Source organism: Pseudomonas xanthosomatis (genome assembly GCF_019139835.1).
GTDB classification, from domain to species: domain Bacteria; phylum Pseudomonadota; class Gammaproteobacteria; order Pseudomonadales; family Pseudomonadaceae; genus Aquipseudomonas; species Aquipseudomonas fakonensis.
The window spans coordinates 5,793,351-5,809,997 of record NZ_CP077075.1; the positions used below are offsets into that span (position 1 = coordinate 5,793,351).

Consider the following 16,647-nt stretch of genomic DNA (forward strand, 5'->3'; position numbering starts at 1 on the left):
CGGTTTGCAAGGATTGCTTCACCGCTACTTCATCAAGGAAAAGCACCATGAGCACATTCCCACTTCCCGAAGCCATTTTGCTGGAAATCCACCAGAGCCTCGGATGCCCTCGCTACGCGTCCACAAAGCAGGCCAAGTTCGCTACCGGTCAGGCCAGCCTGGCCATGCACCACGAAATGGGCCAGCAAGTACTTCGGAGCATTTTCGACACCTTGGGCCTCGAGCCCTTAGCCTGTATCGATGCGCTGGACAATTTCACCGCATTCGCAAACGCCTACAAGTTCCTTGAACTCAATACCTGGACGTTTACAGCAGATCAACGGCAAGTGCTATGGACATTGCTGGGTTACTTTTATGTGCCCGGTCTTGCTCGCCATATTGGCTTCTGGAACCTGAAACAACCTCTGGACATCGGTATGCCGGGAGGGCGTTTCTGGTATTTGCCAGAGCTCGCCGATGCGGAAAACAAACCGGTCCTGCATATGCCAGTTGCACAGGTGATCGATTGGCTACTCGACCTGCTGGGGATGCCATTGGAATCCGTGGCCGATCAGCAAAGTGAACAACATGCAGATGCTAACGATGGCCTGCGTCGCTCTCTTTACAAATGGCGTAATGAAACCACGATCCGTCCGGACACCATCGACTGCCACTTTGCAGATACGATAAACCTGGCCTTCGAAGGAGTCTTCACACCCGACACCACCCTGCCCCATTCCGAGCAATTCGCCGACGCCTTGGCATTCGTAAGCCGCAAGAAACTCGACGCCGGTCAACTGCGCCTGCAGATTCCCATGACCCAGCCTGGGCGCCTGGAGGCCGTGCTGTCCGGTGAGGCCGATGAGCAAGAGCAGAGCGAGTTTTTACGATTGCTCGCAGACCGTTACGCACAACCGTCCATGCGCACGATACGCAAGCGCCTGCGGATCGCCCGCATGGTGCAAGACGGCTATGTACGCCTGCTGAATTTCCTCTGCCCCGGTGTCGATCGCCGCTGCACCGATCCACAACAGAACAAGTTACTGCAACTGCTGGGCCTCTATAAATTCATCTATAACCTGACGGTTGGCGCCCACGCTAACTGCAAAGCTCAGGGCGAACGAGCGGAAAACGAATGGTTCGAGGCCCATCTGCCGGCACCCGACAAGAACGGGTTGTTCTTGTCCATTCTCCCGTCGCGGCGGGAAACAGCGAACAAAGAGTTGGCGTTACTGCTCAGCCACCATTTTGACCAAATGACTGCAGGCAGTGAGCTTGAAGATCATGTCGGGCTCGATGAGCAGTCGCAACAACCGATTTTCGAGCGCAACGCGAAGCGGGCAATAGATTTCGCACAGAAGCTGCAGAGGGAACTGCAGTTGGTCGAGCAGATGAAACGTTCGTCACCGTGGCGGGCCCTGCAAAACGAACATAGCTTTTGGGTAGTCTGCCAGGTCGCACAGCAAACCACGCTGAGTCGTGATGCCAGAAACGTCGCCATCCAGCGGATGCGCGAGCTGGCGAACAGCCCGGAGCAAACAGTCCAGGCCATTTTGATGGAGCTGGATGGTTATCTCAACGGTGAGCGCAAGCGCCAACCCAAAGATACCCGAGACAGGGTCCAACGCTTGCTGGATGAGGCCGAAGGTAGCGAAGGCTACGCGGCCTGGAAAGCCGCGGTACTGCAGTTCAAAGCCAAACACATGCTTGCCAGCAATGAATTCGGGCAAGCCGGGAAGCTGTTCGTTCAAGCGCTGGAGGCTTGCAAGGAGCGCAATTACGGTTCGCTGTCTGGCGAGATTGCCCGGGATGGATTCGCCGTGATGGTCGCCAACCAGCGGCTTAACGGCAACAACCACGAAAAGCTTTACAGGGCCATGCTGGCCGGCGGGATGATGAGTGACAACGAGGTGATTCCTCCCATTGAAGAGACCGCACGCTGGGTCAGCGGATATTTCTGGGATGACTTGTACAAGCCTTACCCAGGCATTGCCCTCGAAAAACGCCGCAGCAGCGAGGCCAGCAAACGGATGCTGCATGCACTGATGGAGCTATTTTGCAGCAACGACCAGTTCGGCCTGCAGTCGTGGATAAAGGCAAATCGAAAACTTCTGGCCTCCAGCTTGCCGGATGTCGACGGTAACTCGGTGATGATGTTGCTGATAAAGATGCACAGCAGCTTCATGGCAAAACTTCCGCTTATCCAGCAACTCGCTCCCAAGGAGCTATCTGAAGAAACACTGCGCATGGCAAACATGCTTGAGCACTGGGGCCGATTCTTCGAGTTGCTCGCTGTCCATGCCCCTGCACAACTGAATATTACCGACCTGAAAGGCCAGACACCCTTGATGCTGATGGCCGAAGCGGGCAATACCGAGTTGCTGAAAGTGATGCTCCAGGCCGGGGCAGATCCAGATTTGCAGGACTGGCATGGCGTGACAGCTCTGCACTCGGCGATCAAGTCTCGGGTAGACAGTTGCGTGGACGCACTGCTCGATAACCCCTGTCGCCTTGACAACGTAACGGTCGATGGGCAAACGGTGCTGCACACTGCAAGCTGGACCGCCAATCGTCATGCGATCGAGCGCCTGCTGCAACGAGCCCCCAGGTTGGCCTGGCAGCGCAATGCGCATGGGCAAACGCCGCTGGAATTGGTTGAGAAGTTGATCGCAGAGCCGGGCACGCTGGGTGCACTGGCCGAGCAGCTCGCAGAAAACGGCTACACATGCGCCTCCCTCCAGCAATTGCAAGGGGCAGCGGCCCTGCTCGAACAGGCCGCCCCGGCGCCAGCCAGTTGAAATGTGGGTGGGGGAAGCGGCGGCCTGTCAACGCTTCCCCTCCAGCCCTTCAACTGTCTAGAATTGCCGTAGCTTGAACCCGGGATAACCGAAGCACTGCCTCGAAACCCGATGGACCTGACCTCGCCGGTCAGCCGTCGGGGCCAATGGGTCCGGACCACGGCCGGCCTGTTTATCGGAGGCAACACATGAACCCGCGTATCTGGCTGCTGGCCCTGGCGACCTTCGTCACCGGCATGGCCGAAAACATCACCGTTGGCATTCTCCCGGCCCTGGCCGATGGCCTTGACGTACCGCTCGGCGTCGCCGGGCAACTGACCACGGTGTTCTCCTTGAGCTTCGCCCTCGCCGCGCCCTTCTCGCCCCTGCTTGCCCGCCGCCTGCCGCTGCGCCGCCTGCTGTGCGCCGCTCTTGCCGTCTTTGCCCTGTGCAACCTGCTGGCCGCCCTGGCGCCGGGCTATACCGCGCTGCTGCTGGCGCGCCTAGGCATGGCCGCCACCAGCGCCCTGACTTGCCTGGTGTGTACGCTGATGGCCACACGCTTGGTGCCCGATACCCTGCGCGGGCGCGCCATCGGGGTGATTTTCATGGGCATCTGCAGCTCGCTGGTGCTGGGGGTGCCTGCCGGCATGCTGCTGTGCGACGTGCTCGGCTGGCGCGGAGTGTTCGTCGGCCTGAGCGCCCTGGCGGCGCTGGTGCTGCTGATGGCCTGGCGCGGCCTGCCGCAACTGCAGGGCAGCGAGCCGATTGCCCTGGCCAGCTACCTGCGCCACCTGCGCGATGGGCGGTTGGTGGCGGCGCAGCTGGTGTCGCTGCTGATGATTGCCGGGCACTTCACCGTGTTCGCTTATCTTGCGCCCTACGCCCAGCACATCGCCAAGGTACCGGCCGCCTGGCTGGCGGCGGTCTTTGCCGCGTTCGGCATTGCCGGTGTAGCGGGTGGTTATGTGGGCGGCTGGATGGCCGACCGCCTGGGCGCGGGCAAGGCCATCGTGCTGGCGCCATTGCTGTACCTGGCCAGCCTGCTGATGCTGCCGCTATGCGTCGGCACGCCGTGGTTGTTCATCCCGGCGATGATGCTGTGGGGGGCGTTGAGCTGGACCACCTCGCCGGTGGTGCAAAGCTTTTTGGCCAGCCGTGGTAACGATACCTTCCCTGCCGGCATGAGCCTGAACCTTTCGGCGATGCACCTCGGGGTGGGCTTGGGCTCGGCGATTGGCGGGGTAGTGATCGGCGCGGCGTCGTTGGCCCACACGCCATGGGCCGGGGCGGCGTTGACCGTGCTGGCGGCAGGGTTTGCCGTGCGCTCGGTCGGAGGGCCCCATCGCCGGCAAGCCGGCTCTCATAGAACAACACATAACTTATTGATTTAGCAGGGTCCTGTGGGAGCGGGTTTACCGGGATGCCGGACCACCGCGAACACCGGCGAAGCCGGTGCCATCCACCGCGCTGCCTGCTTCGCGGTGGTCCGGCACTCCGGTAAACCCGCTCCCACAGGGTATGTGGCGCGCTTGCGAATTCTGTTCTCTGTGCGACAGCGCAGCCCGCAGGGCTGGGTAATCTCCTACAGAGACCGCGCTCCCCTGTAGGGGCCGGCTTGCCGGCGATGGGGACGGGCCTGGAAGCTTCGGTGCTGAGCTGGCAGATTCTCGGCAATTACTTGGTCGGTTACTTGGTCGGTCTGCCCCGCAAAAGCCACAGTCGCCTGCCAGGCCTCATGGCAGGCGACTCTCAAACTCCCATTGGTTCACAAATTCCTGAACTGATTATTTGCCCCAGCCGATTTGTCCCCCCGCCCGCCGCCACCAGAATCGCTTCATCAACAATCACAATAACCGTGAGGCCACTCCCGTGGACCAGACACTTCAGGTACGGCAGGCCGCCGCCGACCTCGTAGCCGCCTTCGCCAGCAACGACACCGCCCGCTACTTCGCCTGCTTCAGCGAAGATGCCACCTTCCTTTTCCACACCTTGCCCCAGCCGCTGCTGTCGCGCCGTGCCTACGAAGAAGTCTGGGCCGGCTGGCAGGCCGAAGGCTTTGCCGTGCTCGGCTGCCAATCCAGCAACGTGCAGGTGAGCCTGCAAGGTGATGTGGCGATCTTCATGCACGATGTGGCTACGCGCATTCGCATTGCCGGTGAAGAACACGCGCTGAACGAGCGTGAGACCATCGTGTTCCGCCAACACGGCGAACGCTGGCTGGCCTGCCACGAGCACCTGTCGGTCGTCTCACCCGCCTGACCTTTTAAAGCGGCCTTGCCGCACTGCCATCGCACCCACAACAAGGCCTGCCACAGGCCGACAACACTCGCGCTGGAGCACCACCATGAGCCACTCGACCGGTATCGAGACCAATGGCGTCGAACAGATCCCCGACGATCAACGCGACGCCGCCCCGCTGGACCTGTTCCGCCTGATTTTCGGCGGCGCCAACACTTTTGCCACCGCCGTGCTCGGCAGCTTCCCGGTACTGTTCGGGCTGTCGTTCCAGGCCGGGGTCTGGGCGATCTTGCTGGGGGTCGGCGTGGGCGCGCTGATCCTTGCGCCCATGGGCCTGTTCGGCGCCCTCAACGGCACCAACAACGCCGTTTCGTCCGGCGCGCACTTCGGCGTGCACGGGCGCATCGTCGGCTCGTTCCTGTCGCTGCTGACCGCCGTGGCGTTTTTCTCGCTGTCGGTGTGGAGCTCGGGCGATGCCCTGGTGGGCGGCGCCAAGCGCCTGGCGGGCCTGCCGGAAACCGACCTGACCCTGGGCCTGGCCTACGGCCTGTTCGCGGTGCTGGTGCTGGTGGTGTGCATCTTTGGCTTTCGCTTCATGCTGTGGGTCAACAAGATAGCCGTGTGGGCCTCGAGCCTGCTGTTTCTGCTGGGCATCGTCGCCTTTGCCGGGCCGTTCGATGCGGGCTATGCCGGCAGCGTCAACCTGGGCCAGGCCGGCTTCTGGGCGGCCTTCGTTGGCGCGGCCATTCTGGCCATGAGCAACCCGGTGTCGTTCGGCGCCTTCCTCGGTGACTGGTCGCGCTACATCCCCCGCGCCACGCCCAAGCGCCGCATCATGCTGGCGGTAATAGCTGCGCAAGCCGCCACGCTGATCCCGTTCCTGTTCGGCCTGTGCACCGCCACCCTGGTGGCCAGCCAGGCACCGGACTACATCGCCGCCAACAACTACGTCGGCGGGCTGCTGGCGATCTCGCCGGGCTGGTTCTTCCTGCCGGTGTGCCTGATTGCAGTGATCGGCGGCATGTCCACCGGCACCACGGCGCTGTATGGCACGGGCCTGGACATGTCCAGCGTGTTCCCGCGCCTGCTCAGCCGCGCCGCGGCCACGCTGCTGATCGGCGTACTGGCCATCGGTTTCATCTTCGTCGGCCGCTTCACCTTCAACCTGGTGCAGAGCGTGTCGACCTTCGCCGTGCTGATCATTACCTGCACCAGCCCCTGGATGGTGATCATGATCCTCGGCCTGATCACCCGCCGCGGCTTCTACCACGCCGACGACCTGCAGGTATTCACCCGCGGCCAGCAGGGCGGCCATTACTGGTTCAACCACGGCTGGAACTGGCGCGGCATGGGGGCGTGGGTCCCCAGCGCGGCGATTGGCCTGTGCTTCGTCAACCTGCCGGGGCAGTTCGTCGGCCCGCTGGGCGAACTGGCCGGCGGCATCGACCTGAGCCTGCCGGTGACCCTCGGCATCGCCTGCGTGCTGTACCTGATCTTGCTCAACCTGTTCCCTGAACCGGCTGGCGTGTATGGCCCCAAGGGCCCGCGCTGGGTGCGCTGCAAAAGCGTGCCGGTACAACCTGTGACCACTGCCGAAATGGCCTGACCGGAATTTGCCCATGACCACTCCCCACTTCATCGACGGCCGTTGGGTCGAAGGCCAGGGCAACGACTGCATCGTTGTCCACAACCCCTCCAGCGGCCAGCCGTTCGCCGAACTGATGGCCGCCAGCACCGCCCAGGTAGACCAGGCCGTGGCCGCTGCGCGGCGCGCCCTGGACGGCTGGAAAACCGTCACGCCAGCTGAACGAGCCGCCTACCTGCGCGGCTTTGCCGAACAGCTCGGCCAGCGCCGTGACGAATTGATCGCCCTGCAGATGCGCAACAACGGCAAGCCGCGCTTCGAGGCCGAGATCGACCTGGACGATGCCATCGCCACCTTTGCCTACTACGCAGGCCTTGCCGAGCAACTGCCCGGCAAAAACCGCGACGTGCCCCTGGCAGCGCCCGGCTTCACTGCCCGTACACGCCTCGAGCCGGTGGGGGTGGTCGGCCTGATCGTGCCATGGAACTTCCCGCTGGTGACCAGCGCCTGGAAGCTCGCCCCGGCCCTGGCTGCCGGCTGCACCGTGGTGCTCAAGCCCTCCGAAGTGACCCCGCTGGTGGAGCAGGCCTACGGCCAGATCGCCGAGCAACTGGGCCTGCCCGCAGGCGTGCTGAACATCGTCAACGGCAAGGCCGAAACCGGCGCCGCCCTGAGCGGCCACAGCGGCCTGGACAAGCTGTCGTTCACCGGCAGCAATGGCGTTGGCAGCCAGGTGATGCGCGCCGCTGCCGCGCAGTGCCGGCCGGTGACCCTGGAGCTGGGCGGCAAGTCGGCCATCGTGGTGTTCGACGATTGCGACGTCGACCAGGCGGTGGAATGGATTGTCGCCGGCATCACCTGGAACGCCGGGCAGATGTGCTCGGCCACCTCGCGCCTGCTGGTGCAGGACGGCATCGCCGATGCGCTGCTGCCGCGCCTGCAGGCCGCGCTGGAGCAGTTGCAAGTGGGTAACCCGCAGCTTGAAGAAGTAGGCATGGGCCCGCTGACCAGCCAGGCGCAGTGGCTGAAGGTGGCCGGTTACTTCGCCACCGCCCGCGAAGAAGGCCTGAAATGCCTGGCCGGCGGCCAGGCGCTGGACCGCGACGGCTGGTTCGTCAGCCCCACGCTGTATGTGGATGTGCCCACCAGCAGCCGCCTGTGGAACGAGGAAATCTTCGGCCCGGTGCTGTGCGCCCGGCGCTTTGCCAGCGAAGCCGAAGCCATTGCCCAGGCCAACGACAGCCGCTTCGGGCTGGTGGCCACCGTGTGCAGCGCCGACCTTGAACGCGCCGAGCGGGTGGCCGATGCGCTGGAGGTGGGGCATGTATGGATCAACTCGGTGCAGGCGGTGTTCGTCGAGACCTCGTGGGGTGGGACCAAGGGTAGCGGGATTGGCCGCGAGCTTGGGCCTTGGGGGCTTTCGGGGTATCAGTCGGTGAAGCATGTGACGCGGTGTTTGGGGTGATTTGGTAGGGAGTCCCTTTCAAGGGGTTGGGGAGGCTGATAGATGTATTGCCGAAGGCGTCAGCCTGCCAGATCGAGCACAGCCCCCGTAGTACTCGGCGCTAGTCTGGCCCGCAGGCAGATCCATCCCCCGTCCGCCGCAAACTGGTGCCACAACAACTCCATTCTCACCCCTGGAACCATGGATTATAGGAAGGAGGTATGTTCTCATCCCCTTTGCCGCGCACACGCATAGCTACTACTCCGATACGATTAAAAAATTCTATGACTGACGTAGTCGGAGTATGCCCCTTCATGCTTGAGTGATAATGACCGGTAACGTGTGAAAAAACGACCACACCGTACCGAAGGCCAAGATAGCCAGCTGATATTACCCCACCGCCTGTCTTCGAAAAATACTTTAACGCTGGGTGAGGAAAGCTTTCATTCTGCTGGTTCCCAGTTATTAATTCTCCTGAGCGCAGGAGAATAAATTTACGCTCTTCCCCAATCAGCCCGCTCACATCTGACTTTCTCACTATCAACTTAAAATCAACCCCTTTAACATCGCCTCGTCTTTTCAAACGCACGATTGCCGGACCACTGTCTTCTGGATGCGCATCAGTCAGCAGAGGTTTATTCCTATCAACGCCTTTGCCTTTTACAAGCGCCGATTTGAACCGACTAACTGCCCTGAAAAATGTCATCGTCATTGCATCATGACCGCTTGGATCGACATTATTCACTGGATCACCGGAGAATGCCGCGTAAGCATTTATCCCCCCTCGACCAAAAGGGCTTATATCATCAGGACGATAAAATCTCATGAGAGCTGGACTGTAGCAGCGATACCCATTACCCAAATGGTAGCCACCCGCTAATTTTTGAAACAGCTCCCCCATAAAGCCTAAGAGCAGTGGGCAATGACCAAGAGTTGAACACCCGTATGGTGTATAGGACAAAACTTTCAGCCGATGCCCAGATGAGTGAAACAGCATAGACCCTTGAGTATCGACAGCAACTAAGGCACTCGAAAAATCTGCCATTTTATACCCCCACTCAATGAGCCCGCACATTTAAAGATGCACATCGACTGCGATGATGTGGACCACTCTAAATCCCATGACCATACAACGCCACTATCAAAAATGACAGGTACTGCCCACTGGGGCACCGCTTGCAGAGAACTATCATCCATTAGCAGCAGCGCTTAAACCCTATCTGCAACCACATGGATACCTTGACCTAATGGGAGTCAAAGCCTCATCGCAGATCGAGCCCGTTTCCAAAACCAGTAAAGACTAGCGCAGCGCCAGCATCATGGTCTTGGGCGATAACTCGGGGCAGCTTATAAACCCTGCCTTTGTCGCGTAGAAATGCTCCAGGCGCTCATTAAGCGGGTGAACCACCATCGCCAGGCAGCCTACCGACTCAGAAACGACGAGCGCTCTCTCGATGGCGTCCTGCAGCAGGTCGGTGGCCACCCCCTGCCCTGCGGCCTGCCGAGTCACGCCCATCCTGCCCAAAAGCACTACCGGCAAATCGCTTGGCGCATTGCGCCTAAGGCCAGCCGTCGCTCCATGAGCGCGGGCGACCGAGCCATTCGACAACGTGTAGTAACCGGCTACGACCGACGTGCCTTTGAAGCAGGTGACGTAAACCACGGCGTGTTTCGCAACCTGTGCTTTCAGGGCTTTGTCTCGCAGGTAAGCGTCAATCGACACCTCCCCACTTTCGAACTGATCCAACAGGTGAAATACCTCGAGCTTGCGTGGCGCAGTCAGCTCCAGCGCTTCGGCCTTGCCAGCAGTTTCTTCACGCATTCATTGCTCCTGATGGGGTTGTCTTCCAGTGCCTGGGTGAAGCGGTCGAATGCCTCTTCATCGAGCAGGAAAAGCCGGCGCTCCATCAGCACTTCCTCAGCCCGCTTGCAGGCGGCATCAAGGACAAAGCTGGTCCTGTCGCCACCTACTATTTCCACAGCGGCATCGATCAGATCACGCCGATGCTCGGCCACTCTCATGTTCAGAGGTACCGCCTTGTTGCGGTCCCGGGTCTGCAAATCGCTCATTGGTGACTCCCTGCCCATGCCACTCGGGCTTTGAAATCGACGGAGGATGTCGACCTGTAAAAGGCTACTCCTGCGTAACACACCTGTATAGCTGTAACGCAATATGCGTTACGAACGGTCAAAGCCTGAGCACAAGCATTTACCTTGCCCATTCATGCAAAGAATTACATGTCAGCTCTTTCCTGGAAGATCGCAGGCTACTTCGCAAAGGGTTGAGAGAGTGACAATGCCCATACTGAAACCGCGTCGTACCAACAAGGCGGACCAGGTAATGGCACAGGACAGACTGGCCCGAAACAAACTGTAGGAGCGGCCTTGTGCCGCGATGCGCCGCGCGGGCGGCGCTCGATCTGATAGGCGCTGCAAGGCTCTCGGCGAACACCTGCCAGCCCTGACGCGACCACATGCAGAACCCATCGCGGGGCAAGCCCGCTCCAACGACGCCCCTAGCCGTAAGACATTTCCGAACCTGAAACAAAGTGCTTCAAAGCCCATCAGCTTGGGAATTACCCTACGCGCGCTGCAGACGCTTCGGCATTGTCGATCATCACCAGCAGGACTAACTTCCCCGGGTCGTCGTAATGGCGACCGGGTGTGAGAGCCTGCCGTCGTCGAAATGAAGCACGCAGCACCGCCATGGCAGCTGTGCGCGGGCAGGCCCAGGCCTGGCCGGCATTTGCTCATTTCGACCGGTCTCTCACCCCGCGTACGGCTGCCACCCTCATCCTGTGAGAGGGGTCTGGAGGCGGCACCCTTTTCAATCGAAATGAGTGCATTCCATGAAAAAGATCGTACCCGAGCCACCCACCGCAAAATCCGCACAACGCCCTTTCTTCACCATCAACGACGACATGCCCGCCACCGAGGCGTTGGTGCACGCGATCCAGCTGATGCGCGGGATCGAAGACACCATCGATGAATACTGCTGCGCCCTGGCCGGGGAGCCGGGGTTGGGGATGCTGGTCAATGCCGCGCACAACGTGCAGATGGGGCGGGCGTTGGCAGAGCATGCGTTGAAGGCCGGGCAGGGCTGAGTTGGGATTCATCGCCAACCGCTTCCCACAAGAATCGAGTCGGCTTTTAAAAATTGATCAAGACAGTTGCTCCCACAAGGGCCGCGCCAGCCTCCAGAAATTGAGCCTGTTGTTACGCCGGCTCCTCCGGCCGCGGGCTTTCCTGCACCAGCACCATGCTCGCCGGCGACGACAGGGCAATACCCTCCTCACGCAACCGCCCAAGAATGGTGAACAGCAAATCACTGCGGGTGCCCGACACCTGCCGCGGCGAGGCCACGTAGCCGCTGACGCCGATCACCATGCCGCTGGCGGTCAAATCCTTGAACGACACCGAGCAGGCCGGGGCATCGAGAATCGCCTCGTGCTCGTGGTACGCCGCCAGCAACACTTCGCGCACCTTGGCAGGGTCCGTCTCCAGCGGCAGGGTCAGGGTGATGCCGACCACGCCCAAGGCATTGGCCATGGTCACGTTGCGCACGTTCTGCGAGATGAACTGCGAGTTGGGCACGATCACCGTCGAGCGGTCGGACATCTGGATTTCGGTGGCGCGCACGTTGATGCGGCGGATATCGCCCTCGACGCCCGCCAGGCTCACCCAGTCGCCCACTTTCACCGGGCGCTCGGTGAGCAGGATCAGGCCGGAGATGAAGTTCTGCACGATCTGCTGCAAACCAAAACCGATACCCACCGACAGCGCACTGACCACCCAGGTCAGGCTGGTGAGGTTGATGCGCAGGGTCGACATCACCAGCATGGCCAGGAACAGGAAGCCCAGGTAACCGACCAGGGTCACCAGGGAAGCGCGCATGCCGGCGTCCATGTCGGTTTCAGGCAGCAGGCGCTCGCTCAGCCAGCGCTTGACCACGCGGATGGCGAACCAGCCCCCCACCAGCATCGCCAGCGCCAGGAAGATATCCGCCGGGACGATGTTCAGGTTGCCCAGCACCTTGCCGCCACTGCCGTCCCAGTCGGCCAGGCTCAGCAGCAGCTCGCCGGGGCTGGTGCCCGACGGCATGAACGCCAGCAATGCGGCGCAGAACAGCAGCACGGTGCGGCCGATACCGGCGAGGATGGTGCTGGCCTGGGCCTGATGGCGCTGTTGCAGGCCCAGGGCCGAGGCCAGCGCCAGGCCGCCGGGCTGGCGTGGCGACAGCAGGGTTTCGCAGAGGTCGCCGAACACCGTTACCAGCAAGTAAGCGCAGGTGGTGACCACGCTGATCCACAGCAGCTTGGCGGTGAGGAAGTACGCCAGGGTGAGGTAACCGGCCAGCAGCGTCAGCACAATCAACACCACCCACACCACGATCACGAACGGGATCAACCCGGCCAGGCCCGTCGGGCGCTCCAGCCCATGCTTGCGCCGGGTGCGGCGGTAGCTCACCAACGCGGCGACGAACAGCAACGACACCACCAGCGCGGTCAGGCCGTTGGTGGCCAGGGTCAGCGCCAGGCTGGTGCCGATCACGCTGTTGATGCGCTCCTGGGTGAGCAGCACCATCAGGCTCAGGGCCAGTACCTTGGGGAACCAGCCCAGGGCGCTGGCCACTTCGTCAGGGATTGGCGGCAGGCGCCAGGACGGACGCTGCAGCATCAGCATGGCGCGGCCAAGGCCTGCGATGAAGGCGCTGAACACCACCAGGGTGAGCACGTGGTTGGTCAGGCTGGCCACATCGCTGCCCAGCTCGGCGCTGCTCTCCAGCCCCCAGCGCAGCAGCGATACGGACCCTGCGATGGTGCCCAGGGTGGCCAGGCTCACGCCCAGTGCCAGGGCGCTGCGGCGCAGCCGGCCTTCGGGCAGCCAGCGCACCATGGCCTTGGCCAGCAGCCGCTCGAGCAGCTTGCGCAGCAGGGTCCAAACCAGCACCGCCGCAATCAGCGCAGTGATGAACAGCCCACGGTTTTCGACGCTGAAGGCGCTGGCCACGGCGTCGGCGGCCTCGCCGCGCAGCTCGCGCAAGCGCGCCACGTCTTCGTCGGTGGGGCGGATCAGGCTCGACCAGAACGCCGGGCTCAGCGGGCTGGCGGCGCGGCTGGTGATCTGCGAGTTGAACAGGCTGCGGCGCAGGTTGACGATTTGCGTGGACAGGTCGCGGGCCGACTGGGTGAGTGTGGCGGCCTCCTTCTGCTCGGCCAGCACCGCGTTTTTTTCATCGGTGAGCTGCTTGCGCTGGCGGGTCAGGCTTTCGGCCTCGTCGGCCTGCACCGGGCCGATCACCTTGAGCTGGTCATCCAGGCGCTCGACATCGGTGGTGCGTTGGGTGGCCAGGGCATCGGCCTGGCGCTGCACCTGCATGGCCGACTGGCGCAGTTGCGAGAGCAAATCGTCATTGGCATTGGCGGTGACGCCCTGACGGATCTGGTCCAGGCGCTCGCTCAGTTGCTCAAGGCTGGCGTCTTCGTCCAGCACCTGCTGCTCGGCCACCGCCAGGCGCGATACCGGCGTGACAGGCGCCGCCCAGGCCGGCATGGCCACCCACAACAGCAGGGCCAGTATGCCTGCATAAAACCGCTCAAGGCTGACACGCCCCATCGAACATTCCTCTTAGCACAACACGACAAAGAGGAAATTCTACGCGTTCCGCAGGTTCAAGAGGGCGCCGTTTCTCGGCCCAGCAGCTGGCGCTTGCGCTCCACGCCCCAGCGGTAGCCGCTGAGGTCGCCGTCGCGGCGCACTACGCGGTGGCAGGGGATGGCCACGGCGATGCTGTTGGCCGCGCAAGCCTGGGCCACGGCGCGCACCGCCCGGGGTGCGCCGATGCGCTCGGCGATGTCGCTGTAGCTGACCCGGCAGCCCGGCGGCACTTCGCGCAGCGCCTGCCATACGCGCTCCTGGAAGGCAGTACCCTGCACATCCAGCGGCAAGGCCAGGCCCAGGGCCGGTGCTTCGACGAAACCGATCACCTCGGCGACCATGCGCTCGAAGTCAGCGTCGCCGCCAAGCAACTGGGCCTTGGGGAATTTGTCCTGCAGGTCACACAGCAGCGGCTCGGGTTCATCGCCCAGCAAGATCGCGCAGATGCCGCGCTCGCTCTGCGCCACCAATATCGCCCCCAGCGAGCACTGCGCCAGGGCAAAGCGGATCACCGCGCCCTCGCCGCCTGCGCGGTACTCGCGCGGGCGCATGCCCAGGCGTTCGCCTGCGCTTTCGTAGAAGCGGCTGTTGGAGTTGTAACCGGCATCGAAAATGGCCTCGGTGACACTGCCGGCCTCGCCCAGCCGCTCGCGCAAGCGCCGGGCGCGAAAGGCCGAAGCGTACGCCTTGGGGGTCAGGCCGGTTTCAGCCTTGAACTGGCGGTGCAGGTGAAACGGGCTGACGTTCAGCGCAGCGCCCAACTGGTCGAGGCCGGGCGCCGGGTCGCCGGCTTCGATCAGGCGGCAGGCGCGGGCTACCAGGTCGGTGCGCCGGGGGCTGGCCCAGCAGCGCTTGCAGGCCCGGTAACCGGCGGCTTCGGCCTGGCCGGCGGCGTCGAAGAACTCGACGTTCTCGCGCTTGGCCAGGCGCGATTTGCAAGCTGGCTGGCAGTACACGCCGGTGCTGCGCACGGCGTAGACGAAATGGCCGCAGGCGGCGCTGTCCCGGGCCTGCACGGCTTGCCAGCGCTCGGCGTCGGTGGTGTAGGGCTTCATCGGGAGCTCTCCGGGGGCGATGGGGCAAGCGTGACAGGGAAGGCCTGGGGGTTCACTCCGATTCTTGCAGGTAATTGTGCCTGGGGCGCCGGTTTGTGCTGCCGGTGCCGGCCTCATCGCCGGCAAGCCGGCGCCTACAGGGGCAGAGCAGGGCTGACCACTCATCGATAAATGCCCCTCACTGGCGCAACGAATTGCTGGCATACCATTGATCTGCCAGCACCGCCCCACATAGAATTGAGAACAATTAACAATCACATTCCCCGGGCAAGGCTCTTCTGACGATGCAGATCAATGACACGCTGAAACCGGCCGAGGTCGATCTGCTCTATCAAACCCACCACCGCTGGCTGCGCGGCTGGCTGACCGGGCGGGTGGGTTGCCGCGAGCACGCCGCAGACCTTGCCCAGGACACCTTCGTACGCCTGCTCAAGGCCCGCCAGGTATCGCCGCTCAAAGAGCCCCGCGCCTACCTCAGCAGCATTGCCCGGGGCCTGATGATCGACCAGTTCCGCCGCCGCGCGCTGGAAAAGGCCTACCTCGAAAGCCTGGCCTGCCTGCCTGAGCAGGAGGCGCCCAGCGAAGAACAGCGCCTGGTCATCCTCGACACCCTCGAACGCCTGGACCTTGCCCTGCATAAGTTGCTGCCCCGGGCACGCCAGGCGTTCCTGCTGGCCCAGCTCGACGGCTTACCGCTAAACCAGATCGCCCTGCAGTTGAACGTGTCGCGGGCCACGGTCGAGCGCGACCTGGCCAAGGCCCTGGGCGCCTGCTACCGGTTGCGCTATGCCGATGCCTGAGCAACCACCCAGCCAGGCCCAGGTCGACCAGGCCATCGACTGGCTGGTGCGGCTGCGCTATGACAGCCCCGGCCCGCGCACCGAGCGCCAGTTTCAGCTATGGCTTGCCAGCGACCCGCTGAATGAACGGGCCTGGCAACGGGTCAGCGCCATGGGCGACGAACTGGCCGGGCTGCCGGGCGAATTGAGCCGGCGCACCCTGGACGCCAGCCAAAGCCTGCGCAGCAGCCGGCGTGACCACCTCAAGCTGTTGTCACTGCTGGCCGTGGGCGGCGCAGTGGGCTGGACCGCGCGCGAGCCACTGGGCCTTACGGCCCTGATGGCCGACAGCCGTACCGCCACCGGCGAGCACCGCGATTTTACCGGCAACGACGGCAGCCGGATCTGCCTGAACACCGACAGCGCCATCGACCTGCACTACAGCGCCGACCTGCGCCACCTGACCTTGGTACAGGGTGAAGTCAGCCTGAACAGTAACGCCAGCGATAACCGCCCGTTCCATATCGACACCCGCATCGGTGACCTGGCCACCCAAGGCAGCCAGTTGCTGCTGCGGGAAAACAAAGAAGGGTTGCTGTTGGCGGTGCGCCACGGCGAGGTGACGTTGTTCCCCGCGTCACCCGCCGCACACCCGGTCAAAGCGGGCGAGGTGCTGCAGATTTCCAGCAGCGGCCGCTACCGCCCCGCCACCCTGCATGGTGACCCCTGGGGCTGGACCGAGGGCGTGCTCAGTGTGCAGCAGATGCCGCTGGGCGAGTTCGTCGACGAGCTGTCGCGCTACCGCCCGGGCCTGCTGCGCTGCGCGCCGGAGGTGGCCGGGTTGAAGGTGTCCGGCACCTACCAGTTGGCCGACACCGACCAGATTCTGCTGCTGATCGCCCGCAGCCTGCCGGTGCGGGTTGACTACCGCATGCGCTATTGGGTGAGTATCGGCGCGGCGTAAGGGCTGGGTTGGGCTTGCCTCAGGCTTTACGCAACCCTGTGGGAGCGGGCTTGCCGGGATGCCGGACCACCGCGAACACCGGCAAAGCCGGTGCCTTCCACCGCGTCGCCTGCTTCGCGGGCAAGCCCGCTCCCACAGGTACGGCGCTGGAGCCAGTCTTTGCGT

General features: G+C 63.0%; 13 protein-coding genes. 8 read left to right on the forward strand and 5 right to left on the reverse strand.

The window, feature by feature from the left end; translation table 11 throughout:
• Positions 1-47 precede the first annotated feature (47 nt).
• The 5 genes from KSS93_RS25595 (at position 48) to KSS93_RS25615 (ending at position 8,047) form a co-directional block, all read left to right on the forward strand.
• Positions 48-2,777, forward strand: a complete 2,730-nt coding sequence (locus KSS93_RS25595; protein ID WP_217886519.1) for an ankyrin repeat domain-containing protein — start codon at positions 48-50, stop codon at positions 2,775-2,777.
• A 188-nt stretch (positions 2,778-2,965) separates the two neighbouring features.
• Complete coding sequence (locus KSS93_RS25600) at positions 2,966-4,150, forward strand: MFS transporter (RefSeq protein WP_217886520.1); 1,185 nt, start codon at positions 2,966-2,968, stop codon at positions 4,148-4,150.
• 478 nt (positions 4,151-4,628) lie between these two features.
• Complete coding sequence (locus tag KSS93_RS25605; protein WP_217886521.1) at positions 4,629-5,018, forward strand: YybH family protein; 390 nt, start codon at positions 4,629-4,631, stop codon at positions 5,016-5,018.
• 85 nt (positions 5,019-5,103) lie between these two features.
• Positions 5,104-6,603, forward strand: coding sequence for a purine-cytosine permease family protein (locus tag KSS93_RS25610; RefSeq protein ID WP_217886522.1), 1,500 nt, complete (start codon positions 5,104-5,106; stop codon positions 6,601-6,603).
• Between the two features lie 13 nt (positions 6,604-6,616).
• Positions 6,617-8,047: an aldehyde dehydrogenase family protein gene (locus KSS93_RS25615; RefSeq protein WP_217886523.1), complete on the forward strand. Its 1,431-nt coding sequence runs from the start codon at positions 6,617-6,619 to the stop codon at positions 8,045-8,047.
• 166 nt (positions 8,048-8,213) lie between these two features.
• On the opposite strand, the gene KSS93_RS25620 is transcribed toward KSS93_RS25615, so the two are convergent.
• The 3 genes from KSS93_RS25620 to KSS93_RS25630 form a co-directional block, all read right to left on the reverse strand.
• Complete coding sequence (locus tag KSS93_RS25620) at positions 8,214-9,071, reverse strand: RHS repeat-associated core domain-containing protein (RefSeq protein WP_225917257.1); 858 nt, start codon at positions 9,069-9,071, stop codon at positions 8,214-8,216.
• A gap of 255 nt (positions 9,072-9,326) precedes the next feature.
• A complete protein-coding gene (locus KSS93_RS25625; RefSeq protein WP_217886525.1) occupies positions 9,327-9,848 on the reverse strand; it encodes a GNAT family N-acetyltransferase in 522 nt (173 codons plus the stop codon).
• Positions 9,806-10,096, reverse strand: coding sequence for a type II toxin-antitoxin system TacA family antitoxin (locus KSS93_RS25630; RefSeq protein ID WP_217886526.1), 291 nt, complete (start codon positions 10,094-10,096; stop codon positions 9,806-9,808). Before KSS93_RS25630 ends, KSS93_RS25625 begins: the two co-directional genes overlap by 43 nt.
• Before the next feature lie 779 nt (positions 10,097-10,875).
• On the opposite strand from KSS93_RS25630, the gene KSS93_RS25635 reads away from it, so the two are divergent.
• Positions 10,876-11,130, forward strand: coding sequence for a hypothetical protein (locus KSS93_RS25635; RefSeq protein WP_217886527.1), 255 nt, complete (start codon positions 10,876-10,878; stop codon positions 11,128-11,130).
• Between the two features lie 112 nt (positions 11,131-11,242).
• On the opposite strand, the gene KSS93_RS25640 is transcribed toward KSS93_RS25635, so the two are convergent.
• Positions 11,243-13,642, reverse strand: a complete 2,400-nt coding sequence (locus KSS93_RS25640) for a DUF3772 domain-containing protein (RefSeq protein WP_217886528.1) — start codon at positions 13,640-13,642, stop codon at positions 11,243-11,245.
• A gap of 56 nt (positions 13,643-13,698) precedes the next feature.
• A complete protein-coding gene (gene ada / locus KSS93_RS25645) occupies positions 13,699-14,739 on the reverse strand; it encodes a bifunctional DNA-binding transcriptional regulator/O6-methylguanine-DNA methyltransferase Ada (RefSeq protein ID WP_217886529.1) in 1,041 nt (346 codons plus the stop codon).
• A gap of 284 nt (positions 14,740-15,023) precedes the next feature.
• On the opposite strand from ada, the gene KSS93_RS25650 reads away from it, so the two are divergent.
• On the forward strand, positions 15,024-15,539 hold the full coding sequence (locus tag KSS93_RS25650; RefSeq protein WP_217886530.1) for a sigma-70 family RNA polymerase sigma factor: 516 nt from the start codon (positions 15,024-15,026) through the stop codon (positions 15,537-15,539).
• Positions 15,526-16,482, forward strand: a complete 957-nt coding sequence (locus KSS93_RS25655) for a DUF4880 domain-containing protein (protein ID WP_217886531.1) — start codon at positions 15,526-15,528, stop codon at positions 16,480-16,482. The genes KSS93_RS25650 and KSS93_RS25655 overlap by 14 nt, the downstream gene beginning before the upstream one ends.
• Positions 16,483-16,647 lie beyond the last annotated feature (165 nt).